The 26,483-nt window shown below is 68.5% G+C and carries 16 protein-coding genes; 4 read left to right on the top strand and 12 right to left on the bottom strand.

Going from position 1 to position 26,483, the window contains the following annotated elements:
- Positions 1–318: 318 nt before the first annotated feature.
- Both BM382_RS01080 and BM382_RS01075 read right to left on the bottom strand, forming a co-directional pair.
- A complete protein-coding gene (locus BM382_RS01080) occupies positions 319–1,326 on the bottom strand; it encodes a zinc-dependent alcohol dehydrogenase family protein (protein ID WP_011061761.1) in 1,008 nt (335 codons plus the stop codon).
- Between the two features lie 216 nt (positions 1,327–1,542).
- Positions 1,543–2,514 (bottom strand): bifunctional helix-turn-helix transcriptional regulator/GNAT family N-acetyltransferase, encoded by a 972-nt coding sequence (locus BM382_RS01075; protein ID WP_019094488.1) that lies wholly within the window; start codon positions 2,512–2,514, stop codon positions 1,543–1,545.
- A gap of 181 nt (positions 2,515–2,695) precedes the next feature.
- Here BM382_RS01075 and BM382_RS01070 point away from each other — a divergent pair, with 181 nt between their 5' ends.
- The 4 genes from BM382_RS01070 (at position 2,696) to BM382_RS01055 (ending at position 7,830) form a co-directional block, all read left to right on the top strand.
- The gene (locus tag BM382_RS01070; protein WP_011061763.1) at positions 2,696–3,205 is read left to right on the top strand and encodes a sigma-70 family RNA polymerase sigma factor; all 510 of its coding nucleotides are present in this window, start codon (positions 2,696–2,698) and stop codon (positions 3,203–3,205) included.
- Positions 3,202–4,185: a DUF4880 domain-containing protein gene (locus BM382_RS01065; protein WP_019094489.1), complete on the top strand. Its 984-nt coding sequence runs from the start codon at positions 3,202–3,204 to the stop codon at positions 4,183–4,185. The genes BM382_RS01070 and BM382_RS01065 overlap by 4 nt, the downstream gene beginning before the upstream one ends.
- Before the next feature lie 116 nt (positions 4,186–4,301).
- Positions 4,302–6,722 carry a TonB-dependent siderophore receptor gene (locus tag BM382_RS01060; RefSeq protein WP_072441485.1) on the top strand — a complete coding sequence of 807 codons (2,421 nt, stop codon included), beginning with the start codon at positions 4,302–4,304 and terminating at the stop codon, positions 6,720–6,722.
- Positions 6,723–6,888: 166 nt separating this feature from the next.
- Positions 6,889–7,830, top strand: coding sequence for an alpha/beta hydrolase (locus BM382_RS01055; protein WP_072441482.1), 942 nt, complete (start codon positions 6,889–6,891; stop codon positions 7,828–7,830).
- 76 nt (positions 7,831–7,906) lie between these two features.
- Here the strand turns inward: BM382_RS01055 and BM382_RS01050 are convergent, their stop codons facing one another.
- The 10 genes from BM382_RS01050 to BM382_RS01005 form a co-directional block, all read right to left on the bottom strand.
- A complete protein-coding gene (locus BM382_RS01050) occupies positions 7,907–8,377 on the bottom strand; it encodes an Imm30 family immunity protein (protein ID WP_011061767.1) in 471 nt (156 codons plus the stop codon).
- Positions 8,378–8,733: 356 nt separating this feature from the next.
- Positions 8,734–10,158: an isochorismate synthase gene (locus BM382_RS01045; protein ID WP_072441479.1), complete on the bottom strand. Its 1,425-nt coding sequence runs from the start codon at positions 10,156–10,158 to the stop codon at positions 8,734–8,736.
- On the bottom strand, positions 10,151–10,474 hold the full coding sequence (locus BM382_RS01040) for an isochorismate lyase (RefSeq protein ID WP_026020138.1): 324 nt from the start codon (positions 10,472–10,474) through the stop codon (positions 10,151–10,153). Before BM382_RS01040 ends, BM382_RS01045 begins: the two co-directional genes overlap by 8 nt.
- A gap of 23 nt (positions 10,475–10,497) precedes the next feature.
- Positions 10,498–11,277, bottom strand: coding sequence for a thioesterase II family protein (locus BM382_RS01035; RefSeq protein ID WP_065364252.1), 780 nt, complete (start codon positions 11,275–11,277; stop codon positions 10,498–10,500).
- Entirely contained in the window at positions 11,274–12,389 is a 1,116-nt protein-coding gene (locus BM382_RS01030) for a saccharopine dehydrogenase NADP-binding domain-containing protein (RefSeq protein WP_239690380.1), read from the bottom strand. The genes BM382_RS01035 and BM382_RS01030 overlap by 4 nt, the downstream gene beginning before the upstream one ends.
- The gene (locus tag BM382_RS01025) at positions 12,386–17,809 is read right to left on the bottom strand and encodes a non-ribosomal peptide synthetase (protein ID WP_072441473.1); all 5,424 of its coding nucleotides are present in this window, start codon (positions 17,807–17,809) and stop codon (positions 12,386–12,388) included. The genes BM382_RS01030 and BM382_RS01025 overlap by 4 nt, the downstream gene beginning before the upstream one ends.
- Entirely contained in the window at positions 17,806–21,276 is a 3,471-nt protein-coding gene (locus tag BM382_RS01020) for a non-ribosomal peptide synthetase (protein ID WP_072441470.1), read from the bottom strand. Before BM382_RS01020 ends, BM382_RS01025 begins: the two co-directional genes overlap by 4 nt.
- A complete protein-coding gene (locus BM382_RS01015) occupies positions 21,266–23,032 on the bottom strand; it encodes an ABC transporter ATP-binding protein (RefSeq protein WP_072441467.1) in 1,767 nt (588 codons plus the stop codon). The genes BM382_RS01020 and BM382_RS01015 overlap by 11 nt, the downstream gene beginning before the upstream one ends.
- Positions 23,029–24,774: an ABC transporter ATP-binding protein gene (locus BM382_RS01010; protein WP_170866294.1), complete on the bottom strand. Its 1,746-nt coding sequence runs from the start codon at positions 24,772–24,774 to the stop codon at positions 23,029–23,031. The genes BM382_RS01015 and BM382_RS01010 overlap by 4 nt, the downstream gene beginning before the upstream one ends.
- Positions 24,767–26,434 carry a (2,3-dihydroxybenzoyl)adenylate synthase gene (locus tag BM382_RS01005; protein WP_072441462.1) on the bottom strand — a complete coding sequence of 556 codons (1,668 nt, stop codon included), beginning with the start codon at positions 26,432–26,434 and terminating at the stop codon, positions 24,767–24,769. The genes BM382_RS01010 and BM382_RS01005 overlap by 8 nt, the downstream gene beginning before the upstream one ends.
- Between the last annotated feature and the right edge of the window lie 49 nt (positions 26,435–26,483).

Here is a 26,483-nt window from a genome sequence, read left to right as displayed (position 1 = left end):
GCGGGGACGGCCAGGAAGGTTCCTGCCATCGCCAGGGGCCTAATCAATCAATTAATGGATCCACAAACAATAGAGAGACACGCGAATAGTGCTTTTTATGGGCGATTATCGCGCACTATCGACTTTTCACGCTGCAAATGATGAAGCCTTTAGATAATGGCTTTATTTTTGGATCCATTAGCATGGATCAACTGTTTGTGAGTGGCTGGCTGGGGCAGGCAGGCGCTGCGCCTTTTGTCGCCACCTGCAGCAGCGGCCGCAGAGATCGGATCCCCAGGGGATCCGATCAGTAGGCTGGGCCCGGGTTGCGGCATCGCTTCAGAGGCTCAGGCAGATTTTCCCCAGGTGCGCGCCCGAGGCTTCATGGGCGAAGGCCTTGGCGATATCCGCCAGGGGGAAGGTGCTGTCGATGATCGGTTTGATGCCGGTGGCTTCCAGGCCCCGGACCATTTCGATCTGCTGCTGGCGGCTGCCGACGATCAGCCCCTGCAGGCGCTGTTGCCTGGCCATCAGCGCCGCCGTCGGCACCGGTCCGGCCCAGCCGGTGAGCACGCCGATCAGGGCGATGTGCCCGCCAATGCGGCACGCGTTGATCGACTGCGGCAAGGTGCCCGGGCCACCGACTTCCACCACGTGATCGACGCCGCGGCCGCCGGTGAGCTTGAGCACTTCAGCGCCCCACTCGGGGTGGGTGCGGTAGTTGAGGGTATGGTCGGCCCCCAGCTCGCGCACCTTGGCCAGCTTGGCGTCCGAGGAGGAGGTGGCGATCACCGTGGCGCCCATGGCCTTGGCCAGTTGCAGGGCGAAGATCGACACCCCGCCGGTGCCCAGCACCAGCACGGTTTCCCCGGCCTTGAGCGCGCCGTCCACCACCAGTGCGCGCCAGGCAGTCAGGCCGGCGGTGGTCAGGGTCGCCGCCTCGGCATGGCTGTAGCCCTTGGGCGCATGGGTGAACCAGTGGCTGGGCTGGATCACCACTTCACGGGCGTAACCGTCGACGCCATCGCCCGGAGTGGTGCTGAAATCGGCGATCGCCGGGCCGCCATCGTGCCAATGGGGAAAGAAGCAGGACACCACCGCATCGCCCACCTCGAACTCGCTGACGCCCTCGCCCACCGCTTCCACGACCCCGGCGCCATCGGCCATGGGAATCCGCCCGTCGGCGGTAGGCAGCGCGCCGGTCACCACGGCGTAATCGTGGAAGTTCAAGGAACAGGCATGGATACGCACGCGGATCTGCCCGGCGCCGGGCTGGCCGGGGTCTGCCAGCTCCACGCGCTTCAGGTTGTCCAGGGATGCCGGCAGGCTGAGCTTGATGGCTTGCATGGGATGCTTCTCCACAGATCGATAATCATCAGGGGGCTAACCCTACCACCAGTACCGGCTATCTGTAGCCGCTGCACAAGGCTGCGAACGGCTTGGGCGGCATTCCGACGCAGCAGACGCAGGTTTTCAGGGCCGCCACAGGCTCGGCTCGAGACCGCCAAGCAAGGCACTGCGGGCCTTTGCGCAGCTTCGCAGGCTCAGCAGCGGCTACAGCGCTCAGCGGATGGTGTCGCGCTGCGCCACCCTTGCTCGCACAAAACACTGCTCGGTCACTGGCGCGCCCCATTGCTCTCCCTCTTGCTCCTGCACCAGCACAAAGCCCTGTTCCTCATATAACGCGCGCGCCGCATCCAGGCCCTTGAAGGTCCACAGCCGGGTGGCGGCAAAACCCCACTGGTCACAAAAGCCCAGGGCCTCGACCAGCAGCCGCCGGCCCAGCCCCTGGCCGCGGGCGGCCTCATCGAGAATGAAGCAACGCAGGAGCGCCTCGCCGCCCTCGCCCTCCCCATCAATGGCGATGGAACCGACAATCCGTTCCCCCTGCAGCGCCACCCAGACTTCATTGCGCGGGTTGTGCAAACGCCCCATCAATTCGGCCATGTCCCGCGCCACCAGGCTTTCGAAGGGCTGGCCGAAACCCGCCAGATCCGCGTAGTAACGGGCGTGCATTTCGGCGATGCGGCCAATCACTCCGGGCCGGTAGCCACGGGCGATGGAGCAGCGCTCCGGCTGTTCGGGCACGTCTCCCAGCCGCACCGCACGCAATGCCCGGGCGTAGTCGGCGATGCCCGCACAGGCGCTGCGCTGCTGTGCCGGGCTCAGGTGGGCCAGGGCCGCGGCCACCTGGGCCTGGGCGAAACGGTCGATGCCGGCCAGGGTCTGGCGCCCCCGGGCGCTGAGCTGCAGCTTCTTGGAGCGGGCGTCCTGGTCATGGGCCTGCTCGCTGATCTCGCCGGCGTCCACCAGCTTGCGCACCAGGCGGCTGACGCTGGATTTCTCCAGGCCCAGCAGGGTCACCAGGTCACCGGCGGTCAGGGCATTGCCCTGGCCGATCTCCAGCAGTGCGTGCACCGCCGAGGGCGGGTAGTCGGTGGCGGCCAGGGTGGCCTGCATGAAGCCCAGCTCGCGGACCATCTGCCGGGAGGCCTGGCGCAGTGATGGGATAAGGGAAGCGGATGAACTCGGCATGGGCGTGACCTCGCAAGTGAGGCATTTAGTTGTACCTTGCAACCAATTAAACCGCAACCCTGCTCACTTTTCCGAGTGGCAGTCAGCCCTGGTGAACGGCAATAAAAACTCAAGCACTCACTAATGAGAAGCATTACCATAAACGCCCATTTCACCCACCTCGACCTCGGAACCCTTATCGATGGTGCCCAACCCTTCGCTACAGCACGCCGTGGGCGAGCTCTACCTCCAGCATCACAACTGGGTGGTGCAACTGCTGCGACGCAAGCTCGGCAACCAGGACCAGGCCATGGACCTGGCGCAGGACACCTTTGTGCGCATCTTGCGCAGCGAGCGACTGCCGGTACTGCGCGAACCCCGGGCCTACCTCAACACCGTGGCCAGCCGCCTGTGCGGGCAGTATTTCCGGCGCCAGGCCCTGGAGCGTGCATACCTGGAAACCCTGGCGCAGCTGGAGCCGCAGTACCAGCCCTCGCCGGAAACCCGGCTGCTGGTGCTTGAGGCCCTGGACGCCGTGGGCCAGGTGCTGGACGGCCTGGGCAGCCGGGTGCGCGAGGTGTTTCTGCTGTCCCAGCTCGAAGGCCTGACCTACCCGCAAATTGCCCAACGCCTGCAGCTCTCGGTCAACGTGGTGCAGAAAGCCATGCTCAAGGCCTACCGCCACTGCTACGCGGCGGTGTACCCGGGATGAACGCCTTCCAGCCAGTGGACGATCAGGGCGCCGTGGAGCAGCAGGTACTGGACCAGGCCCTGGAGTGGCTGGTGCTGCTGCAATCGGGCATCAGCCCCCCCGAGCAGCAGGCCGCCTGCCTGGCCTGGCGCCGGGCCGACCCGCAGCATGAGCTGGCCTGGCAGCGCCTGGCCGGCATCGGCCAGGACCTGCGCGACAGCACCCGCAGCCTGCCCGCGCCCCACGCCCGGCAACTGCTGCAGGCTCGCAGCCACCCCGGGCGGCGCACCCTGCTCAAGAGCATCGTCGGCCTGGGCGTGGTCGCCGCCAGCAGCTGGAGCGTGCGCGAACGGTTGCTGTTGCCGCAACTGTTCAGCGACTACCACACCGCCACCGGCGAGCGCCGCCAGCTGCAACTGGCCGCTGGCGCCAGCCTGCAACTGGACACGCGCACCAGCCTCGACCAGAAGGCCAGCCCCCAGGGCCTGCAACTGCGGCTCAACAGCGGCCGCCTGTTGCTGACCCTGGGCAACGCCGCGCCCGTGCAGGTCGCCACCACCGATGGGCACATCCAGCTCGCCCCGCGCTCGCAGTTGATCCTCAGCGTCGGCTTGCCGGGCATCAACGGCACCCGGGTACAACTGCTCGCCGGCAGCGGCTCGGTGAGCACCGCCCATGCCCCTGCGCTAAGCCTGGACCCGGGCCAGCAAGTGGATATCGCCCAACAGCGGATCAGCGCCCTGGCCGCCGTGCCCACCACGGCCAATGCCTGGACCCAGGGCCTGCTGATCGCCGAGCGTCGCCCCCTGGGCGAGGTGATCGCCGAACTCGACCGCTATCGCCCCGGCCTGCTGCGCTGCTCCGCCGAAGTCGCCGGGTTGCGGGTTTCCGGCTCGTTCTCCCTGGACCAGCCGGACGCCAGCCTCGATTTGCTGGCCAGGACCCTGCCGATTCGCATCCGGCGGGTAATGGGGTACTGGGCCTCCGTGGACGCTGCCTGATTGTTTTCCTGTTTTTTTCAGGGCGGCGGCAGTTTTTTCAATCTCGTGCATCAAGACCAGGGAAGAAGCTGGAAAACAGCTCAGCGCCATCCCTTCCCAACCCACGGATTTTCCTTATGCACATTCGCCTTACGCCCCTTGCCGCGACCTTGCGCCCGGTCATCATCGGCCTGTCCATCGCCAGCACCAGCCTGCCGCTGCTGGCCACGGAAGCCGGCGCCGCCGTGACCGACCACCAGCAGCGCGACTACGCCATCGCCCCGGGCAACCTGGACCAGGTGCTGGGCATCTTCGGCCAGCAATCGGCAAGCATGATCGCCATCGACGCCAACCTCAGCGCCGGTAAGCGCAGCACCGGCCTGAATGGCCGTTTCAGCGTGGCCGAAGGCCTGCAGCGCCTGCTCAAACCCCTGGGCCTGCAAGCCGTGGCCGAGGGCGCGGGCTATCGGGTAATACAGGCCGTCGGCGGTGAACGGGTCGAGCTGGGAGCAACCACGGTCACCACCAACCAGCTGGGCACCGTCACCGAAGGCAGCAGCTCCTACACGCCGGGCACCATCGCCACCGCCACCCGGCTAGTGCTGACACCGCGGGAAACCCCGCAGTCGATCTCGGTGGTGACCCGCCAGGCCATGGATGACTTTGGCCTCAACTCCATCGACGAGGTGATGCGCCATACCCCAGGCATCACCGTGGCCACCTACGACAGTGACCGCACCAGCTACTACTCCCGCGGTTTTGCCATTCAGAACTTCCAGTACGACGGGATTCCGATCCTGCAGGACGCACAGTACTCCTCGGGCCACACCCTCACCGACACGGTGATCTACGACCGCGTGGAAATACTCAAGGGTGCCACCGGCCTGCTCACCGGTGCCGGTGGCCCCGGCGGCACCATCAACATGGTGCGCAAGAAACCCACTGCCGAATTCGCCGGGCACATCGACCTGGGGGCCGGTTCCTGGGACAACTACCGTTCGCAGGTCGATGTCAGCGGCCCCCTGACCGACAGCGGCAATGTCCGCGGGCGGATGGTCGCCGCCTATCAGGACAAGAAATCCTTCCTTGACCACTACCAGCGCCAGACCAGCGTCTACTACGGCATCCTCGAGTTCGACCTGTCACCGGACACCCTGCTGACCGTCGGCGCCGACTATCAGGACAACGACCCCAAGGGTTCCAGCTGGTCGGGCAGCAGCTCGCTGTACGACTCCAAGGGCAATGCCATCAGCACCTCGCGCTCCTACAACAACGGCGCGAGCTGGAGCCGCTGGTCGCAATACACCCGCACCGTGTTCAGCACCCTGGAGCACAGCTTCGCCAACGGCTGGGTGGCCAAGGCCCAATACAACCACCAGATCAATGGCTACAACGCGCCCTTGGGTTCGCTGATGTCGCCCAATGCCGAGACCGGCATCGCCTCGCTGCTGACCCGCAAGTACACCGGCGAAACCGTCAGCGACAGCGGCGACCTTTACGCCACGGGCCCCTTCGACCTGCTGGGGCGCGAGCATCAGTTGGTGGTCGGTGCCTCGATCTCCAACTCGCACTGGAAAGGCCGGGACTTCACCAGCGCCACCAATCACAACAATTTCTACGACTACTTCAACTGGGACGGGCACAGCCCCAAGCCCGATTGGGGCAGCATGACCAAAAAGAACGACGAGACCACCCGCCAGAGCGCCGGCTACATGACCGCGCGCTTTAGCCTCAACGACGATCTTTCGTTGCTGCTCGGCAGCCGGGTCAACAACTACGAGGTCAGCGGTACCAGCAGGACCAAGGACACCGGCAAGGTCATTCCCTATGCCGGGGTGGTCTACGACCTCGACCAGAACTTCTCCGTCTATGCCAGCTACACCGAGATCTACCTGCCCCAGGACGACTACCGCGACCGCAACGACAAGGTGCTCAAGCCCGACGAAGGCACCAACTACGAGGTGGGCCTCAAGGGCGAGTTCTTCGACGGCCGCCTGAACTCCAGCCTGGCCTACTTCGAGGTGCATGAAGAAAACCGGCCAGTGGATGACCTGGCCTACAACGCCAACCCCACTACCCCCGGGCTGGACTATGCCTCCAAGGGCATCAAGTCCAAGGCCAAGGGTTATGAAGCGGAAGTCTCCGGAGAGCTCGCTCCCGGCTGGCAACTGCAGGCCGGTTACACCCACAAGATCATTCGCGACCAGAGCGGGGCCAAGGTCTCCACCTGGGAACCGGAAGATCAGGTCAACCTCTACACCAGCTACAAACTGACCGGCAGCCTGGACAAGCTGACCCTGGGCAGCGGCGTGCGCTGGCAGGGCACCGGCTGGAAGATACTCAGCAACTACGGCAAGGGCACCGAGGAAAAATTCGCCCAGGACCCTTACTGGCTGGTGGACCTGATGGCCCGCTACCAGATCACCGAGAACGTCTCGGCCACCCTCAACGTCAACAACCTGTTCGACAAGAAGTACTTCACCAACATCGGTTTCTACAACTCGTCGTACTACGGCGACCCGCGGAATGTGATGCTCAGCACCCGCTGGAACTTCTAAAGCCCCACCGTCGTGGCCCGCCCCGGCAGCGGGTGGCCACGGCGCTTGCCGACCCTCTCTGTAGCATTTGCTAACCCTTGCCGCCGACCGTTGCGCCGAAATTCCTGCAGCCGTCGCGGCACATCTGTTAAAACGCGTTTTCGACTGTCCTGCGGTGAAGCCTTCCATGTCCCCAACCCTGCCCCAGCGCCTGCGCCGTCGCTGGTTTTCCCTGCTGTGCATGGCCGCGCTGGTGGTCGGCCTGCCGGTGAGCTGCGCGGTGCTCGAACACAAGGAACGCCAACTGGTGTTTCGCATCGAGCCCGGCACCGCCGGCTGGTATCGCGGCCTGCCGAGTACGGTGCAGGAATTCGAACTCAAGCCGAAAAGCTTCAAGGCCGGGCAGAACATCCACGCCTGGTGGTGGCCGGCACAACGCGCCGATGCCCCGGCGATCCTCTACCTGCACGGGGTCCGCTGGAACCTCACTGGCCAGCTGTTTCGCATCGAGCAGCTGCACGCCCTGGGTTACTCGGTGCTGGCCATCGACTACCGCGGCTTTGGCCAGAGCCACGGCGACCTGCCCTCGGAAAGCAGCGTGTATGAAGACGCGCGCATCGCCTGGGAGCGGCTCAAGGTCTTGCAGCCCGACGCCAGCAAGCGCCTGATCTACGGCCATTCCCTGGGTGGCGCGGTGGCCATCGACCTGGCCGCCGAGCTGGGACGCCAGGCCGCCAGCGCCAAGGCGCCGACCGCCGCTCGCGGGCTGATCGTCGAATCCACCTTCACTACCCTGGCCGACGCTGCCGCGGCGGTGACCAAGACCTCCCTGCCGGTGCGCTGGGTGATGTCGCAGAAGTTCGACTCCATCGACAAGATCCGCGAGATCGGCATGCCGCTGCTGGTGGTGCACGGCCTGAAGGACGACTACGTGCCGCCGCGCCTGAGCAAGGAATTGTTCCAGGCCGCCCTGGAGCCGAAGAAACTGCTGCTGGTGCCCGGCGGCACCCACAACAACAGCATGAGCCTGGCGGGCAAGGACTACGGCCAGGCCATCAACGCCCTGCTGCGTGCCAAACCCAGCCAAAAATTCGCCGGCCCGCCCCCCACCGCCGCCCCCACCAGCTGAAGCTGGCTTGTATAGGAGCTGGCTTGCCAGCGAATGGGCCCGCGGCACCTGCAAAAAACCTGTCCCTAGACGTCCCTCACGCAGCCGGCTGAGCCGCCACCATGACCACCACGGTCTTGGCCAGGAATGCCGGAGACTGCTGATTGATCGAATCGGCCAACTCCAGGGCCGCCGCCTTGACCGCAGGCGCCGCTTCGCGCAAGGCACGGACCATCTCCAGGCGCGCGGGCTCGCTGTTGAGCACCCGCATGAAAAGCGTCTGCGCCCACCTCGGGCTGTGTTCCTGCAAGCCGGGCAGCGCCGCCAGCAACGCCGGCACATACACAGCATCATCGAAATGCTCGGCGGCGTGAATCAGCGAAAACATCACCTCGTCATATTCGGCCTCATCGTCGAGCAACGACAACAGCGGGCCAATGCTGGCCGGGTCGGCCAACTGGGCCACCTCGGCGATGCAGGCGTCGATGCGCCGCACAAGGTTCTCGCCAGGGTCGTTGAAGGCGTTTTCGAGCTTTAGCAGGATGTCGGTCAACGCGTCGAATTTCATGGGTACTCGCCAGGGAGCTCGAAGGGAGGGAGGCGCAACGATACGCCATCGACACCATCCGCGAAATCGGCATGCCGCTGCGGGTGGTCCATGGCCTGAAGGACGACTACGTACCGCCGCGCCTGAGCCTGGCGGGCAAGGGCTCCGGTCAGGCCATCAACGCCCTGGTGCATTCCTTCGCCATAAACCGCGCCAACTGGCCGCTGCGCGGCTCGCCGGCAAGCCGGCTCCTACGGGTGCACACCCGCTCATCCGTAGGAGCTGGCTTGCCAGTGAAGAGGCCCGCAAGAGCGTCGCATTCCTTCGCCACGAACCGCGCCAACTGGCCGCTGCGCGGTTCGCCGGCAAGCCGGCTCCTACAGGGAGAGGCCGAGCTTTTCGTAGGTGGCGGCCGGTTGCGGGCGCAGGGCTTCGCCGATGGTGCGCAACTTCAGGCAGGTTTCCTGGTATTCGCTCGCCGGGTCCGACTCGCCGACGATGCCGCAACCGGCAAACAGGTGCGCCTGGTTGCCGCGGATCAGGGCGGAACGCAAGGCCACGGCAAACTCGCCATCGCCCTCGGCGTTCAGCCAGCCCACCGGGGCGGCGTACCAGCCGCGGTCCAGTTGCTCATGCTCGCGGATATAGCCCAGGGCCTTGCCCCGAGGCAGGCCGCCCACCGCCGGGGTCGGGTGCAGGGCATCCACCACTTGCAGCAGATCGACCTGGGGCCGCAACCGCCCCAGCACCGGGGTCAGCAGGTGCTGGACGTGGGCCAGGCGGTGCAATTGCGGCTGCGGGGGAATCTCCAGCATCGCGCAGTAGGGCTGCAGGGCTTCGCGCAGGGTCTGCACCACCAGGGCGTGTTCGTGGCGATCCTTGGCGCTGTCCATCAGGGCCTGGCCCAGTTCCGCGTCCTGCTGCTCATGCTGGCCGCGCGCGCAGGTGCCCGCCAGGGCCACGGTGTTGAGGGTGCCGCGGGCCAGGCGTACCAGGCGTTCCGGCGTGGCGCCGAGAAAGCAGCTGTCGCCACGGCTGAAGGCGAACAGGAAGGCCTGGGGATAGGCCGCCCTGAGGTTTTCCAGCAGCGGCCCGCAAGGAATGCTGCGGCTCGCCCGCAGGCAGACTTCCCGGGCCAGTACTACCTTGCTCAGCTCGCCGCCCTGGATTCGCGCGATGGCTCGGGCCACGCAGTCCTGCCAGCGGTCGGCTGCCTGGGTGTCGTCCTCGGCCTGGGTGCCAACGGGCATCTGTGCCAAGGGGGCGTGGGTATAGCGCGCCTGCAACAGGGCCCACTCCGCCTCCAGGGCACCGGCGCACTGGGCCACGTCGGCGCCGGGCTCGATCCACAGGCTGAACAGCCAGTGCTGCTGCTCGCCTTCGCGCAGCAGCAGGATCCGCGGCAGCACCAGGGACGTGGCGGCGAACGACTGCCACTGGGCACTGCGCGGGCCCTGGGGGTCGAAGGCAAAGCCGCCGCACAGGTAGGCCCGCTTGGGCCCTACCTGATGGGCCTGCAGCAGCAACTGGCGCCAGGCCTGGGTACTGGCGGCAAAACGCTCGGCGGCCGGCGGGCTGATTTCTTCGGTGCAGCCGAACCCGGCCAGGGCCAGGGCGCCCTGGTCGCTGGACCAGAACAGGCTCTGGCCGAACACCTGGCGGTTGGCGGCAAACAGCCGCAGCGGCTCCAGGCGCTCGGCGGCCAGGCTGTACACCACCAGCACCGCCCGACCTCTGCGTCGGGCCAGGGATTCGCCCTTGCGCAGGGCCCGGGTCAAGCCGGACAGGCAGGATTCACTCATCTTGGGCTCCTTGATCCAGCCCGTGCTGACGGCGCCAGTGGCGCACTTGCTGGGCAATGTTCCAGTGGATGATCTGGGCAAACAGCGGCACCACGAACATCGGGTCCAGGCTCGCCTGCTCGGCCCATTGCCGACGTTGCGGGAGCATCGCCGCAACCCGCTCCGGGGCGGCAATGCTGTCCTCGGTCGGCTTGAACTGCGCCGCCGCCTTGACGTAGGCCAGGCGCCGGCCCAGGGCCTGGATGATCTGCTGGTCCATGGCGTCGATACCGCAGCGGACGTCGTCCAGGCCGCTGCACTGCTCGGGTGTCTTCATGTCGGGGTCTACCAAGGGAAAATTCATGGGGTCGAAGGCCAGCACTGCCACGGCTGCTCTCCATGGCCGGCCAGCAGCCGGGTCAGGTGGCGCAGCAGTTCGGCCTGTTGCTCGCGCAGGTAGAAGTGCCCGCCGGGGAAGGCCTGGAAGTCGGTGACCTGGGCGCTGACCTCGGCCCAGGCATAGGCTTCGTCCTGGTCCACCTCGGTGTCCCGGGCCCCCAGGCACACGCTCAGGGGCAGGTCCAGGGCGCGGCCGGGCGCACCGCGGTAGCACTCGATCAGCCGGTAGTCGTTGCGCAACGCCGGCAGGTACAGGTCGCGCAGCGCCGGGTCATCCAGGGGCGACGACGCACCGTCCGACAGGCGTCGCACATCCGCCAGCAGGTCCTCGTCCGGGCCCAGGTGCAGTTCGCCGCTGCGCTGGCGATGGGGCGCGGGGTGCGCGGACACGATCAACCGTTGTGGCGCCGAGCCCTGCTGCTGCATGCGCGCCGCCACCTCATAGGCCAGGGCCGCGCCCATGCTGTGGCCGAACAGCACCAGGGGCCGGTCCACCAGGTCCGACAGGGCCCGGGTAATAGTGCCCGCCATCCACTCCAGGCTGCCGGGCCAGCTTTCGCTCAGGCGCTCTTCGCGCCCCGGGTACTGCACGCTGACCAGCTCGACATCCGCCGGCAACTGGCCACGCCAGTCGTTGAAAAAGCTCGCGCTGCCACCGGCATGGGGCAGGCACACCAGGCGGCAGCGCGGCGGTTGCGGCTGCGGATAACGACGCAGCCAGGCACTGGGAACCTTTCTCACAGCACGCCCTCCTCTGGCTCGGCCAGCGCCACAGCGGCGAAGTCGGGCAGGCGCACCCGGGTATCCGGCAGCCAGCGCAGCAGTTGTTCCAGGCAGGCCGTCGCGTCCAGCACCTGGGCGGCGTAGTGCAGCCCCTCAGGCAGATGCGCCCACTGCAATGCACAGAAGGCTGCGACGCTGCCGGTCAGGCGCGAGCCGTCGCTGGCCCGCAGCCAGGCGCTGGCCTGCTGCTGGCGGCCCTCGCGCAGGCCGTCGATTTCCACCGCCAGCAGTTGATAGGGCCGGCGCCCGGCCACATCCAGGGCGCTGGCCTGCACCAGCGCAGCGATGTTCTGCGCGCTGCTCCGCGCCTCTGGCGCCGAGCCCTGGATACGTTGCAGGGCCGCCGCCAGTTGGCCGCCCTCGAACAGGTTGAAACCCTGACCGTGGCGCACCGGCACATCACCGAACAGGCGCTGCTGCTCGGTGCTCAGGTACGGATAGGCCTGCACCCCGGCCGGTGGCAGCCAGTCGCGTTGCAATGCCTGTTCGGCACTTGCCGTGCTGCGCACCACCTGCCCTTCGCACCAGCCGCACTGGGCCTGGCCGAAGCCGTTGCCCAGGCTCAGCAGGAAATCCTCGGCAGCCGTGGCGGACAAGCGCCCCAGCCCACCGGCATAGCAGCGCAAGGCATCGACCCGCTGGAAGGACTGCGCCAGCAGTTGCGGAAACAGCCCCGAGAGCCCCGGCAGCATGCCCGCCGACAACAGCACCCGGTGCCCCGCCGGCAGCTGTCCCACCAGCCGCTCATGGAGTGGATCGTCGCCCCCCACATCCAGGTAGTCGGCGCCTGCGGTCAGGGCGGCCCGGGCCACCCGATCGAGAATCCGGTAGCTGGGCCCGGCGCAGTTGATCACCAGCGAACAACCAGCGCAGAAGTCCGCCAGGCTCTGTGGCTCCCACAGGTCCAGGGCGCGCACCTCGGCGCGCGCCCCCAACTGCTGGTTCAGTTGCTCGGCCTGCCGCGGATCACGCCCACCCAGGCGCAGTGCCACCTTACCGGCCAGCAACTGCGCGACCTGACGGCCGACGCTGCCGTAAGCGCCGACCAGCCCCATCACCCCTGCCCTCATGCCGCCACCTCGGTGGGTGCATCGAAGGCCTGGGCCACGGCTTGCACCTGGGGCTGCTGCATGCAACTGAAATGATCCCCGGGCACATCCACTACCCGCAGCTCACCCAGGCACAGGGCCTGCCAGTAGGCGCTCATGTCGCGGTGCATGCCGGGCAGCACCTGCACCTCGCCGCTCTGGCGAATGAACAGCATGTCGCCCTGGTACGGCGTGGCCTCGTGCAGGGCTACCGCGGCCAGGCTGTGGCGCAATACCTGCAACTGCTCGCGCAGCCAGTGCAGGTCGCTCAGTTGCGAACCGGCGTGGCGCATGGCCTCGGCAATGGCCTGCAGGCGCTGCTCCGGGGTCTTGTGTGCCAGACGCCGCAGGCAGGCCAGGGCCGGGGCGCACTGGGCATCCTCGCTCAAGGCCAGCAGCGAACCCTGGGGCACGCGCCCCGGAGTCTGCGCCAGCACCCGGGCGATGGTGCGTTCCATGGCCTGTTCATCCTCGGGGTAACCCAGGGCCAGCGGATCGGCCTGCATCACCCGGGCGAACACGTACTCGGCCAAGAGGTCGTCCTCGATCATGAACGGCACCCGGTAGCTGCTGATCACGCTCAGTTGCAGCACCTCGATGGAGCGCGCCGCCAGGCACGCCGCCAGCTCGGTGGCCAGCAGCCCGCCCAGGCAGTAGCCGACGATGCTCACCTGGCGCCGGCCTTCGGCCTGCAGAGTGTCGGCATAACGCTCGGCCAACTGGCGGATCGCCGTGGCCGGCTCCAGGGCCAGGTAGGCCGGCACATCGTTGAGCACCAGCCCTTCCAGGGGCGCTTCTTCCCCCAGGGCGGCAAACAGGGCTCGGTACGGCGCCAGGGTGCCGCTGCCGTCGTGGACGAAGATCCGCGTCGGGCCCTGGGCCTTGTCGCTGATGCGCACCAGCGGCGAATCGCCCTCCACGCCCTGGCCTCGCAGGTAATCGGCCAGGGCCGCCACCGTGGGCTGGTTGATCAACTGGCGCAGCAGGTCACTCCAGGGCAACTGCCGGGCCTGGGGCAAGGCTTCACGCAGGCGGCCCACCACCTGGGCCACCAGCAGCGAGTCGCCGCCAAGCTCGAAGAAGCCCTGGTCACGGCCCACCGCCGGCACCCGCAACAGGGTCTGCCAGACCTCGGCAATGCTGCGTTCCAGCTCATCCACGGGCGCCGCGCCGCTGCTGGCCTGCTGCTCGGGGCCGGCCACGCCGATCCGCGCCAGTGCCTGGCGGTCGACCTTGCCGTTGGCGGTCAGGGGCATTTCATCGAGGATCTGCCAGTGGCTCGGGATCATGTACTCCGGCAGGTGCCGGGCCAGATGGGCCCGCATCTGCTCGGGCTCCAGGGCCTGGCGCTCGCTCTTGAAGCGGGTGATGAACAGGTGCTGGCCGATCTGCGACATGGCGTCATCGGCCCCGGGCAGGCACAGCGGGGTCTCGCCTCCGGCCTCCAGCAGCAACTGCTGCCACTGCTCGCGGCGGATGAAGGTGGTATCCAGTTCGGCCCGGAAATCCTCGAAGGCGGTGAGGCCCTCCTTGAACTCCATGGACGCCATGATCTGGTAGGTGTCGCGAGTGGCCTCGATGAAGATCAGCCAGCCGCCCGGGGCCAGCATCTCCCGCAGCCGCGCCAGCACCCGGCTGGCGTGCCGCGAGTTGTGCAGCACGTTGGCGCAGAGGATCACGTCCAGGGAGTTGGCGGCCACGCCCTGGGCCCAATGGTCCTGGTTGAGGTCGAACAGCCCGTAGCTGACCCAGGGGTAAGCGGCGAAATGTTCCCGGGCCTCGTTGAGGAAGAACTGCGACAGGTCGGTGAACTGGTAGTCCACCGCCAGCCCGTCCAGGGCCGGGATCAGGTCGGCGCTGGTACCGCCGACCCCAGCGCCGATTTCCAGCAGGCGCAGGCGCTGGCCGGCCGGACGCTGGCGGATGATCTCCTGCACCGCGGCGCACACCGCCTGGTTCAGGTACTGGCTGATCAGGTTCTTGCGGTAGGCGCCTTCGGCGGTGTCGGTGCGGCCCTGGGGAAACAGCAGGTGCAGCGGGTCGAGTTGGTCGCTCATCAGCGCCGGCAGTTGCTCCTGGCTTTCGCGCAGGTAGCGCAGCACTTCGCCGCCCCAGCCCACGGACGGTTCCAGGGCATCGATGCGCTGCCATTGCTGGCGGTATTCCTCGGCCGACACCTGCAGGCCCGAATAACGCCCGGTGTGCAGGTCCCGGTGCACCAGGCCTTCCCGGGCCAGGGCTTGCAGCCAACGGCGGATCAAGCGCTGGTTGCGCGGCGCCACCTCACAAGCCTCGACAATCTCGTCCAGGGCATGGCTCTGCCCGGCGCTCTCGAACAAGCCGGGGCGTTGCAGGGCCAGGCCCATGGACAGCAGTGCGGCGCGCTCGACACAGGCCGACATCTCGCTCACCAGGGCATCGCTCAAGCCGCCGCGCACGGCTTCGGCCGCCGCCTGGGTGCGCGCCTGCAACTGCGCCGGCCAGGCGATCGGCGTGTCCCGCAGGCTGGCCCGCAGGCAGGCTTGCAAGTGCCGCTCGAAGGCACCCTCGCCCGCTGCCACCACCACCGCGGACTCCACATGGGGATGGCTGAGCAGCGCGCTTTCCACCTCCGCCAGTTCAATGCGGTGGCCACGGACCTTGACCTGGAAATCTTCGCGGCCGAGGAACTCGATCAGGCCGTCGTCCAGGTAGCGCCCCAGGTCGCCGGTGCGGTACAGGCGCTCGCCGCTGCGCGGATGGTCGACAAAGCGCTCGGCGGTTTTCTCGGCATCCCCCAGGTAACCCAGGGCCAGACCGCTACCGGCGATGTACAGCTCGCCGGCCACCCCTTGCGGGCGATCCCGGCCCTGCTCGTCGAGCACCATGAAGCGCTGATTGGCCAGGGGCATGCCGTAGGGAATGCTGCGCCACTGGGGGTTGACCTGGGTAATCGGATAGTAGATCGACCAGATCGCCGCTTCGGTGGCGCCGCCGAGGCTGATCAGCCGCAGCCCGGGCAGTAGCTGGGCGGCCTCCGCCGGCAGGTTCAGGGGGATCCAGTCTCCAGACAGCAGCGCCAGGCGCAGGGAACCGGGGGCCATGGATGGCACGGCCTGCAGGTAGTGGGTGAGCATCTGCAATTGCGCCGGCACCGAGTTCCACAGGGTCACCCCGTGTTCCCGGACGCACTCGGCCCAATGCGAAGGGTCGGCGCGGCGTTGCGGGTCCGGCAGCACCAGGGCGCCGCCCACGGCCAGCAGGCCGAAGATGTCGTACACCGACAGATCGAAGCCCAGGCTGGCCAGGGCCAGTACCCGGTCTTGGGCCTCGATGGCAAAGCGCTGGTTGATGTCGACGATGGTATTGAGGGCCGCCTGATGGTTGATCATCACGCCCTTGGGCACCCCGGTGGAGCCCGAGGTGTAAATCACGTAGGCCAGTTGCTGCGGGTCGATGTCCAGGCTCGGCAACGCCCGTTGTGCCGCCCGCGGGCCCTGGTCCACCGCGATCACCTGGGTCACCCGCGCCGGCCAGCACAGGCTGTCGCTCAGCCAGGACTGGCTGAGCACCCGGGCGACCTCGGCGTTGTCCAGGATCAACTGGCGCCGGGCCTCGGGCTGGTTGGTGTCCAGGGGCAGGTAGGCGGCCCCGGCCCGCAGGATGCCGAGCACCGCGATCACCTGTTCCAGGCCCTTGTCCATGCACACCGCGACCCGCTCTCCAGGCTGGCAGCCGGCGTCGAGCAAGGCTTCGGCCACGGCTTCGGCGCGCCCGGCCAGTTCGCCGTAGCTCAGTTGCGCGGCGCCCTGGATCAGCGCCACACGCTCGGGAGCAGCCGCGGCCTGGCGCCAGAACGGCTCATGCAGCAGGCCGGAGGGCAAAGGCGCGGCAGTCTGGTTCACCAGCTCGCGCTGCAGGCGCTGGGCCGCCGGCAACTCCAGGCAGTCATCCAGGGTCCAGGCCGAGGGCTCCCGGGCCAGGCGCTTGAGCAAGCGTTCGAAGGTGTCGAACAGCGCATCCAGCAGGGTCTCGCTGAACACCCCTTCGCGGATGTCCCAGTTGATCGCCAAGCCGTCGTCACGCTCGCTGACCTGGCAGTCGATCAGCACCTGGGGTGTCTGGCTAATGCCGAACACCAGCTCGGCACCGGGCATGAAGGCCCCGCCGCCGCTCTCGCCGCCGGCCCCCAGGGTGCTGGTGAAGGCGTAGGGCATCAGCGCCGCGTCCTGGCCCTTGCGCCGCGCCAGCTCGCGCAGCACTTCGATGCCCGAACACAGGCGATGGTCCATGTCCTGCCACAGGCGCTCCTGCAGCTGCTGGCTGCGCTGGCCGAAGCTGCCGCCTTGCAGGGTCTGCACTTCCAGCAGTTCCACCGAGCTGAAGTCCCCCACCAGGCGATCCACCTGGGGGTGCAGGGACAGGCGATTGAGCAGGGTCAGGCTCAGGCAGAAGTGCCCGCGCCGGCTCCAGCGGCCCAGGGTTTCGGCATAGGCCGAGAGGATTGCCGCCGACACACCGACCCCGGCCGCCGCCGCGTTCAGGCGCAAGGCATTGCAGTCCCGGGCCTCCAGGCCCATGGCCCGGCGCTGGAAGCGCGGCCCGCTGGGCGGCCCCAGCAAAGGCAGTTCCGGCGCACCCGGCAGGCTGTCGACCCGCGCCCACCAGTAGTCGCGATCACGCTGGTAGCGCGGCTGCTCGCGCAGGCGGCGCTCACCCAGCACATAGTCGCGAAAGCTGATCTGCGCCGGCGCCGGCAGGCTCTCGCCGCGGTACAGCTGCTGCAGTTCGGCCAGCAGCATGCGCACGCTCTGGTAGTCGCACACCAAGAGGTCCACTGACAGGTGCAAGCGCGAGGTGTCGCGACCCAGGCTCACGCACAGCTCGATCAGCGGCCATTGCTGGGGCGGTGCACGGCGCAGTTCCATGCGCTCGCGCAAGGCCTGCAAGGCGCTGCCGTCGTCCCGGCTCAGGTCGTGGCGGGCGATGGAGTAATGCGGCACCTGGGGCAGGATGCGCTGGTAGCCCTCCTCCAGGACCACGGCCCGCAGCATCTCGTGACGCGCGATCAACTGGTTCCAGGCCTGCTCCAGGCGCACCGGGTCCAGGTCCTTCTGGGCGAACTCCAGGTAGCCGTGGCAGGCCACGCCGCCGTAGCTGAAAGCCGTGGTGCGGCCCAGCAGGTAGGCGGCCTGCACGTCGGTCAGCGGGAAGGGTTCTTCCCGGGACGAATGGTCGGCCTCCAGGGTCGGCATCTGCGCCGCTTGCAGCTGTTGCAGCAGCGCCTCCTTGTGTTCGCGCAGCTGTTGCAGGCGCGCCTCGTCCATGACCCCGGCCGGGGCCCGATAGCGCAAGCGACCCTGTTCTTCCCAGAGTTCCACACCCAGTTGTTGCAGATCCTGTTGCAGTTGCTGCAGCGTCATAACACGCCCTCCACCATTGCGTTCTGATTGACGGGCCGCTGTTCCCGGCGCGAGGCAAGCAACTGCCCCTGCAGGGCCACGGTGGCCGCGTTGAAAAAATCCTTGAGCGACAGTTCCAGCTGGAACTGCCGGGCGATGCGTTCGATCAACCGGGCCGCCAGTAGGCTGTTGCCGCCCAGGGCAAAAAAGCCCTGGTGCCGGCCCACCTGCGGCACCTCCAGCAGCTCCTGCCAGAGCGCGGCCACGGCCTCTTCCCATTCCCCTTGCGGCGGCTCGGCACTCTGCGGCTGGATGCCCCGGCGCTGCTCCTGCAGCAGCCACAGCAAAGCCGCGCGATCGACCTTGCCGTTAGTGCTCAGGGGCAGTTCCGGCAGGCTCAGCCAGAGGTCCGGGAGCATGTGTTCGGGCAGCCATTGCCCCAGCCACTGGCGCAGGGCCTGGGGTTCGGGCAGCGGCTCCCGGGCCAGCAGCACCGCCGCCAGCTGCGCTTCGCTGCCGGGCAGCACCAGGCTCAGCGCGCGGTCGATGGCCGGGTGGCGCTCCAGGGCCACGTCGATTTCTGCCAGCTCGATGCGAAAGCCGCGGACCTTGACCTGATGGTCCAGGCGCCCGAGAAACTCCAGGCTGGCGTCGGCCCAGTAGCGGCCCTGGTCGCCGGTGCGATACCAGCGCCGGCCCTCGTGCTCGACAAAGCGCTGGGCGCTGAGGGTCGGCAGGCCGCGATAGCCGGCGGCCACCCCGGCACCGCCGATCCACAGCTCGCCGGGCACCCAGTCCGGGCAGTCCCGGCCCTGGCTGTCCACCACCCGGAAGCACTGGTTGTCCAGGGGCCGCCCGTAGGGGATCGAACGCCAGTGCCCGGGCACCTGCGCCACGTCCTGGTAGTTGGACCAGATCGCCGCCTCGGTGGCGCCGCCCAGGGCCACGAACGGCACGCGGTGGCCCGCCGCCCGCTCCAGGCGCCGTGGCAGGTCGAGGCCGACCCAGTCACCGGAGACCATAGCCAGGCGCAAGGCTCCCAGGCCGCCGTCGTCGCGCACTTGCAGGGTCAGCATGTCCAGCAGCGCCGGCACCGAGTTCCACACACTCACTCGCTGCTCGCGGATCAGCCGCAGCCATTCCCGGGGCTCCTTGCGCAGCTCGTCCGCCGGCAGTACCAGGGCGCCGCCGACACTCAGCAGGCCGAACAGGTCGTACACCGACAGGTCGAAATCCAGGGCCGAGACCCCCAGCACCCGATCCTCGGCGCTCACCTGGTAGCGCCGGTTGATGGCGGTGATGGTGTTCATCGCCGCCTGGTGGGACAGTTCCACGCCCTTGGGTTCGCCGGTGGTGCCCGAGGTGAAGATCACGTAGGCCAGGGCATCCGCCGCCATCTCCAGGGATTGCCCCAGCGCCGGTGCGACAAGCGCCTGGGCCAGGGTCACCACCCGCAGTTCGGCGAGCCAGATACCGCCCTCGCGGTGGGCCTGATCGGTGATCACCACCCGCGCCCCGGCGCGCTGGTAGATCATGTCGCGGCGCGCCGGCGGCTGCTCGATGCCCACCGGCACATAGACCGCCCCGGCGGCAAGGGTCCCCAGCACCGCGACCACCTGGTCGCGGCCCTTGGGCAAGGTGATCGCCACCGCGTCACCCGGCTGCACGCCCCACTCGCCCAAGGCCCCGGCCAGTTGCAGGGCCTGCCGGGCGAGCTCGGCGTAGCTCAGGCTGCCCTGCTCGCAGATCAGCGCCACGGCCTCGGGGTTCAGGCGCGCCTGCTGGAAAAAGCCCTGGTGCAACAGCTGCGCCGGGGTCGCGTGTGCGGTGGCATTGACCTGCTGGCGGCGCTGCTGTTGCGCCGCCGGCAGCGGCAAGGGCGCCACCTGCTGCCAGTCGTTGGCGCATAGCCACAACAGCAAGGCGCGGTAGGCGTCGAACATCTCGTCCAGCAGGCCTTCGGGGAACAGCGCGTCCACCGCGTCCCAGTTCAGCAGCAGGCCGTCGGCCAGCGGGTAGCTCTGGTGGTCGAGCCAGACCTGGGGCGTCTGCGACAGCGCCCAGCCCGGTTCGCCCAGTTGCTCGCGGCAGGTGGCGTCGACAAAGGCCGGGCCCAGGTTGCAGGCGAACACCACCGGCGCGCCCTGGCCACCGCCCTGGCGCAGCCGCGCCCGCTCGCGCAGCACCTCGACCCCGGGCCAGGCGCTGTGGGCGATGTCGCGGTGCAATTGAGCCTGCAACGCCAGGGCCTGCTGGCTGAAGGGCGCGGGCTGGCGCTGGTCGACCTCCAGCAGCACCAGGTTGGAAAAGTCCGCCAGTAGATGAGGCACGCACGGGTGCAGTTCCTGGCGATTGAACAGCGGCACGTTGAGCAGGAAATGCTGGCTGGCGCTCCAGCGCCCCAGCACCTGGGCATAGGCGCAGGCCAGCACGCTGGCCAGGGTCAGCCCGTGCTGCCGGGCGCGCTGCTCCAGGGCCTGCAACTGGCCCTGGTCCAGACGCATGGCCAGGCGGCGAAAACGCGCAGTACCGGCGTTCTGCGGCTCCTGGGCCAGGGGCAGTTGCGGGCCGTCCGGCAGCTCTTCCAGGCGCTCCAGCCAATAGTCCCGGGCCGCCGCCAGCAGTGGCGCGCGCGCCGCCTGTTCGGCCCGCAGGTAGTCGGCGAAGTTCCAGTCCAGGGTCGGCAGGCTGCGCTCCTGGCCGGCATGGATCAGCGCCAGGTCGCGCAGCAGGATGCCAATGCTGAGCACGTCAGCCACCAGCAGGTCGATGTTCAGGTGCAGGCGGCTGCGACCTTCGGGCAGCAGGCTCAACTGCACATCGAATACCTGCCCGCGGCTGACCTCCAGGCACCGGTGCGAGAGGTTTTCGCGGATCTGCTCCAGGGCCTCGGCAGCCCCGACGCAGGAAGCCTGGCGCAGGTCGTGGACGGTCAGCCCGGGCCAGGGGCTCTGGGGCAGGATGCGCTGGCAGGTGTCGCTGATAAAGCACGCCCGCAGCATCGGATGGCGCTGGCACAGGCGGCGCAGGGCCTGCTCCAGGCGCTGGGGCTCCAGGCCATGGCCGTCCAGTTCCTGGTACAGGTGGCAGCCGACGCCGCCCAGGGGCATGCCCGGATCGCGGCCGAACCAGTAGGCCTGTTGCAGTGGGGTCAGGGCGAAATCGCTGTTGGCAGGAGCGCTGACCACAGCCTGCAGGCGCGGCGCCGCGAGGCCACGGCGAGCCTCGATCAGCGCCCACCAGGCGTCCAGGGTCGGTTGCTGGATCAGTTCGGCGAAGCTCAGGGCCACGCCTTCGGCGGCCAGCAGCGCCGGCAGGCGCATGATGCTCACCGAGTCGAGCCCCTGCTCGATCAGGGAGGCCTGGGGTTCAAGATCCTCGGCGCTGTAGCCGAGCAGCCGGGCAATGCCTTCGCAGAGTCCTTGGGGTGAATGACTCAGGCCGGCGTCCGCTGGATGAGCGCGTGCCAGTGCTGGGTTATCGGTCATGGTGGACGTTCCTTTGGGGTACGGAAGGGGGTTGGCGCAGGCGCCAGCGATTGATCGCCTCGCGCTCGTGGAACAGCTCGCGATAACGGCCCGGGGCCGCCATCAGTTGGGCGTGGGTACCGCGCTGGGCCAGGTGGCCCTGGTCCAGCAGGAGGATCTGTCCGGCGCTGGGGGCCAGGGTCGGTTTGTGAGTCACCAGCAGCACCGTGTGCTTGCGCGCCAGTTGCAGCAGGCAACGGTTGACCCGGGCCTCGCTGATGGCATCGAGGGCCGCGGTGGGTTCGTCCAGCAGGATCAGGCTGGCGTCCTTGAGCAGCACCCGGGCCAGGGCCAGGCACTGGCGCTCGCCCCCGGAGAGGCTGACGCCGCCCTCGCCGACCCGGGTCTGCCAGCCCTGGGGCAGGCGCTGGGCCACAAGGTCCAGGCCGGTGGCGCGGGCGGCGTCCATCAGTTGGCTGTCGCTGGCCTCGGGGCCGCCCAGGCGCAGGTTGTCCAGCAGGCTCGCAGCCAGCGGCGGACAGCCCTGGAACATCAGGGCGATGGAACGATCGCGCTGCGCGGCGGACAGTTGGCGCAGGTCGACACCACCCAACAAAATGGCGCCGCTATCGACATCGCTGAACCGCGCCAGCAGGCGCAGCAGGCTCGACTTGCCGGAGCCGGAGGCGCCCACCAGCAGGTTCAGCGAGGCCGGCGCCAGCTCGAAGCTGATGCCCTGCAGGATCACCTGCTCCTGGCGCACCAGCCCCAGGTCGCGCACCTGCACCTGATGCCCCCGGGGTTCCTCGGGCTGGCTCGGCTCCGGCAGCGCCGGCAGGCGCAACAAGTGGCGCAAACGGTTCAGGCCATGGCGGGTCTGGCGCAAGGTCGTGCCGAGGTTGACCAGGGTGCCCATGGGCTCCACCAGGCAGGTGGCGAGCACCGCCAGCGCCAGGTACTGGGCCACTCCCAGGCTGCCAGCGAGCACTGCATACAGGCCGCACAGCAGCATCGCGGTGTAGCCGGCCTGGAGCACCACCGCCAGCCCCAGGGCCGCCGGAAAGGTCCGCCAGTGGGCCCGACGCTGGGCCCGGCGCTGTTGCTGCAAGGCCTCGGTGAGCAGGCTGAAGCCTTCGCCGGTGCGGCCACTGGCACGCAGCAGCGGCTGCTGGCGCAGGAACTCCAGGACCCGCGCCGCCGCCTCGTTGGCCGCCGCCTCACTGCGGCTTTCGGCCTGGCCGCCCCAGCGTACGCCCCAGTGGTAGAACACCAGCAGCAGGGGCACGCTGGCCAAGGCCGCCAGGGCCATGGTGCGGTCATAGAAGAACAGCGCCACAAGCAGCGCCAGGGGCGTCAGCAAGGCGTTGGCCATGGGCTGCAACAGGTGCGCCGGGGTGCTCATGATCTGCAGTACGGTGTGGGTCACCAGCCGATTGAGCTCGGCGCTGCGGCGCTCGACGAACCACTCCAGGGGCAGGCGCACCAGTTGTTCGCCGATGCGCAGGTTCAACGACTGGGCCGCCGCGGCGCCCGCGCGGTAGCCCGCCAGCTGCGCATGCCGGCGCAACCCCAGGCACAGCAGCGCGAAACCGGCAAAGGCCCCGGCCCATCGCCACGGCGCCTGCCCGGCAGCGGCATCGAACAGGCTGGCAAAGGCCATGGGCAACAGGGCCAGCGCCGCGCCCTGGGCCAGGGCACTGGTGGCCATGGCCAGCAAGGCCCGGCGCAGCAGGCTGGCTTCGGCCGGCTGCAAACTGCGTAACAGTGCGCCAATCATGCCTGCTCCCCCGCCGTTTCCACGGCGCAGAACTGCTGCGCCGCCCACAGCCCGGCATACACCCCCTGCTGCTCCAGCAGGGCCGGGTGCCGGCCGCATTCCACCAGTTGCCCGGCCTGCAGCACGGCAATCTGGTCGGCATCCTGGATACTGCTCAGGCGATGGGCGATCACCAGCACCGTGCGCCCCGCCGCCAGCCGCGACAACGCCTGCTGGATCACCGCTTCGGACTCCGGGTCGCTGGCGGCGGTGGCTTCGTCCAGCACCAGGATCGGTGCCTGGCTGAGCATCGCCCGGGCAATGCCCAGGCGCTGCACTTCACCACCGGAGAGCTGCACGCCACTGCCCAGTTGGGTGTGATAACCCTGGGGCAAGGCGGTGATACGACTGTGGATCTGCGCCGCCCGGGCCGCCTCCTCGACCTCGGCCAGCGTGGCCTCGGGACGCCCCAGGCGCAGGTTGTCCAGAACGCTGCTGCGCAGCAGGCGCACGTCCTGGAAGACAAAGGCCACCTGGCGATAGAGAGTCGCGCTGTCCATGTCCCGCAGGTCGACGCCGCCGATGCGGATGGCCCCGCCGCTGACGTCGGCAAAGCGCGCCAGCAAGGTGGCCAGGGTCGACTTGCCAGCGCCCGAATCCCCCACCAGGGCGGTCAGGGTGCCCGGTTGCAGGCACAGGTCGATGCCGTGCAGCACCTGGGTGCCGTCGGGGTAGCTGAAAGCCACTTCATCAAAGATCACCTGATGCCCCTCGGGCTCCCGGGAAAATGCCGGCTGCGCCTGCACCGGGGTACTCAGCACGGTGCTGATGCGCTGCGCCGCCGCCCGGCCCTGGACCAGGGAATCGGCGCCATGCCCCAATGCCGCCACCGGCGCCGCCAGGGCCGGGCCAAGCAGGGCGAACGGCAACAGTTGCACCGGGTGCAGCCAGCCGGCCGCCGTCAGCGCCACCCCGGCCACCAGCACCAGGGCCAGCACCAGCAAGGGCGACAGCAGCACCTCGACACTCGCCCCCAGGCCCGCCCAGCGCTCCACCCACTGGGAGAAAAAACGCCCGAAACCCCGCACCGCGCTCACGAAATCCGCCTGCACCCGCTCGGCACGGCCGAACGACTTGACCATGGCGATGCTCTGCACAAAGTTCAGGGTCGCGGTGGACAGGTCGCCCAGGGCCGCCCCCAGGCGCTGGCGCTCGGCCTGATAGGCCGGGGTGCGCATGACCCGCAAGCGCCACAGCGCCAGCAATGGCGGCAGCAGCACCACCAGGGTCATGGGCAGGCTCACCGTGAGCAGGTAGACCAGGCTGGCCAGGGGCACCACCAGCGCCGCCACCAGGTTGTTGGGCAGGTGCGCCACCAACTGGTGCAGGGCGCCGACATCATCCAGCAAGGCCCGTTCGGCGGTCTCCCGCTGCTGGCCGAACCAGGCCAGGGGCACCCGTGCCAGGTGCGCGGCGATGCGCTGGCGCAGTTGGCGTTGCAGGTCGCTGTCGGCCAGGTGGGTGATCTGCAATGCCGCCGCCAGCCCCAGCAGGCGCAGGAGCAAGGCGGCGGCGCCGGCCAGCAGCCAGAACTGCGCACGCTGCGCATCCAGCTCGCCGGCCAGCAGCAGCGGCGCCAGTTCGGCCACGGCAATGAACGGCAACAGCCCCACCAGCGCCGCCAGGGCCTGCAGCAGCATGGCCGCCAGCAGGCGCCCGCGCACCGGGTGCAACAGGTCGCAAAGTCCTTGTCGTTCAGCCACGGGCGCCACTTCCCTCCAGGGGTTCGGCCTGGGCGCCGAAGTACAGGGCCTGGATCGCCTCGCGCAGGTGCTTGCGGCTGACCTTGCCGACCCCGGTCTGGGGGAAGGCCGGGATGAACTCGAAGCGGTCCGGCAGCTTGAACGCCGCCAGGCCCTGGGCCCTTAGGTGACGCAGCAGTTCCGGGGCCCGGGGCGCGGTGCCGCGGGGGATGACGAAGGCGCAGGTGCGTTCGCCCAGGAAGGCATCAGGCATCGCCACCAGGGCGATGTCGGCCACCGCCGGGTGGCTGAGCAGCAGGTTTTCCACTTCTTCGGCAGCGATCTTTTCGCCCCCGCGGTTGATCAGGTCCTTGTCGCGCCCTTCCACCATCAGGTAGCCGTCTGCGGTGAGCATGACCCGGTCGCCGGTGCGGTAGAAACCATCGGCCGTGAAGGCCTGGGCGTTGTGCTCGGGGTAACGGTAGTAACCGCGGATGGTGTAGGGGCCGCGGGTCAGCAACTGCCCCACCTGCCCCACCGGCACCGGCTGGTCGTGCTCGTCCACCACACGAATTTCGTCCGCCGGCGACAGCGGCCGGCCCTGGGTGTGCAGCACCCGCTGTGGCGGGTCCTCGGGGTCGGTGTAGCAGATCAGCCCCTCGGCCATGCCGAACACCTGCTGCAGGCGGCAGCCGAGCACCGGTTCGATGCGCCTTGCGGCCTCGTAGCTGAGTTTGGCGCCGCCCACTTGCAGCAGTTGCAACGGCGCCAGGCCACGCCCTCGGGCCTGGGCCGCTTCCAGCCAGACCAGGGCCAGGGGCGGCACCAGCGCGGTGTGGGTCACCCCCTGGCGCTCGATCAGTTCGAAGCAGACTTCCGGGCTCGGCGAGGGGCTCAGCACCACCCGCCCGCCCACCGAAAAGGTGCCGATGAACCCTGGGCAGCACATGGGAAAGTTGTGCGCCATGGGCAGCGCCACCAGGTACACGCTGGCCTCGGACAGGCCACAGCGCTCGGCACTGGCCCGCAGGTTGTAGAGGTATTCGTGGTGCCGGCGTGGGATCAGCTTGGGCACCCCGGTGGAGCCGCCGGAGAGCTGGAAACAGGCCACCGCGTCGGCGCTGGGGGACTGGAAGGTACGCACAGGCGCCGGCTCATACAGGCTGTGCAAGGCCGTGAATTCCTCGGCCTCGCCGGCGACTACCACCCACTCCAGCTGCGGGTTGCGGTCCTTGAGGTCGCGGGCCATGGCCCGATAGTCGAAGCTGGCGTCCCGGTCGGCGCAGAAGTAGGCCCGGGCCTGGGCGAACTCGCAGAAGCGGCCGATTTCCAGGTGCCGGTGGGCCGGCAGCGCGAAGATCGGCCGCACCCCGAGGCGGTAAAGGGCAAAGCAGACTTCGACGAAGGCCGCACTGTTGGGCAGTTGCAGCACCACGTTGTCGCCGGCCCGCAGACCCAGCCGGTATAAGCCGGCGGCCAGTTGGTCGACCCGCAGGTCCAGTTGCCGGTAGCTCAGGTGCTGCTCGCCCTCGGTCAGTGCTTCACGCTCGGCAAAGGCCTGGGCGGCGCTGCGCAGCAGGTCGCCAAAGGTTTCGTCGCGCCAGTAGCCGGCCTGGCGGTAGCGCTGGGCGAAGTCTTCGGGCCAAGAGGGGCAATCCTTGAGGTCATCGAAAGTGGACATGCTGTCTCCTGATGTTTTTTACGCAAAAAGCGGCCCTGGACCTGAAAGA

This window comes from Pseudomonas sp. NFPP25 (assembly GCF_900116505.1).
In the GTDB taxonomy this organism is placed as follows: domain Bacteria; phylum Pseudomonadota; class Gammaproteobacteria; order Pseudomonadales; family Pseudomonadaceae; genus Aquipseudomonas; species Aquipseudomonas protegens.
The sequence above is the reverse complement of the archived record's forward strand: the minus strand, read 5'-3'. Positions and strand labels throughout refer to the sequence as shown.

What these genes read in the sequence shown, in the direction of transcription:
- BM382_RS01080 (WP_011061761.1), bottom strand. Translation starts at nt 1,326, where the DNA reads ATGCAAGCCATCAAGCTCAGCCTGCCGGCATCCCTGGACAACCTGAAG.
- BM382_RS01075 (WP_019094488.1), bottom strand. Translation starts at nt 2,514, where the DNA reads ATGCCGAGTTCATCCGCTTCCCTTATCCCATCACTGCGCCAGGCCTCC.
- BM382_RS01070 (WP_011061763.1), top strand. Translation starts at nt 2,696, where the DNA reads ATGGTGCCCAACCCTTCGCTACAGCACGCCGTGGGCGAGCTCTACCTC.
- BM382_RS01065 (WP_019094489.1), top strand. Translation starts at nt 3,202, where the DNA reads ATGAACGCCTTCCAGCCAGTGGACGATCAGGGCGCCGTGGAGCAGCAG.
- BM382_RS01060 (WP_072441485.1), top strand. Translation starts at nt 4,302, where the DNA reads ATGCACATTCGCCTTACGCCCCTTGCCGCGACCTTGCGCCCGGTCATC.
- BM382_RS01055 (WP_072441482.1), top strand. Translation starts at nt 6,889, where the DNA reads ATGTCCCCAACCCTGCCCCAGCGCCTGCGCCGTCGCTGGTTTTCCCTG.
- BM382_RS01050 (WP_011061767.1), bottom strand. Translation starts at nt 8,377, where the DNA reads ATGAAATTCGACGCGTTGACCGACATCCTGCTAAAGCTCGAAAACGCC.
- BM382_RS01045 (WP_072441479.1), bottom strand. Translation starts at nt 10,158, where the DNA reads ATGAGTGAATCCTGCCTGTCCGGCTTGACCCGGGCCCTGCGCAAGGGC.
- BM382_RS01040 (WP_026020138.1), bottom strand. Translation starts at nt 10,474, where the DNA reads ATGAAGACACCCGAGCAGTGCAGCGGCCTGGACGACGTCCGCTGCGGT.
- BM382_RS01030 (WP_239690380.1), bottom strand. Translation starts at nt 12,389, where the DNA reads ATGAGGGCAGGGGTGATGGGGCTGGTCGGCGCTTACGGCAGCGTCGGC.
- BM382_RS01025 (WP_072441473.1), bottom strand. Translation starts at nt 17,809, where the DNA reads ATGACGCTGCAGCAACTGCAACAGGATCTGCAACAACTGGGTGTGGAA.
- BM382_RS01020 (WP_072441470.1), bottom strand. Translation starts at nt 21,276, where the DNA reads ATGACCGATAACCCAGCACTGGCACGCGCTCATCCAGCGGACGCCGGC.
- BM382_RS01015 (WP_072441467.1), bottom strand. Translation starts at nt 23,032, where the DNA reads ATGATTGGCGCACTGTTACGCAGTTTGCAGCCGGCCGAAGCCAGCCTG.
- BM382_RS01005 (WP_072441462.1), bottom strand. Translation starts at nt 26,434, where the DNA reads ATGTCCACTTTCGATGACCTCAAGGATTGCCCCTCTTGGCCCGAAGAC.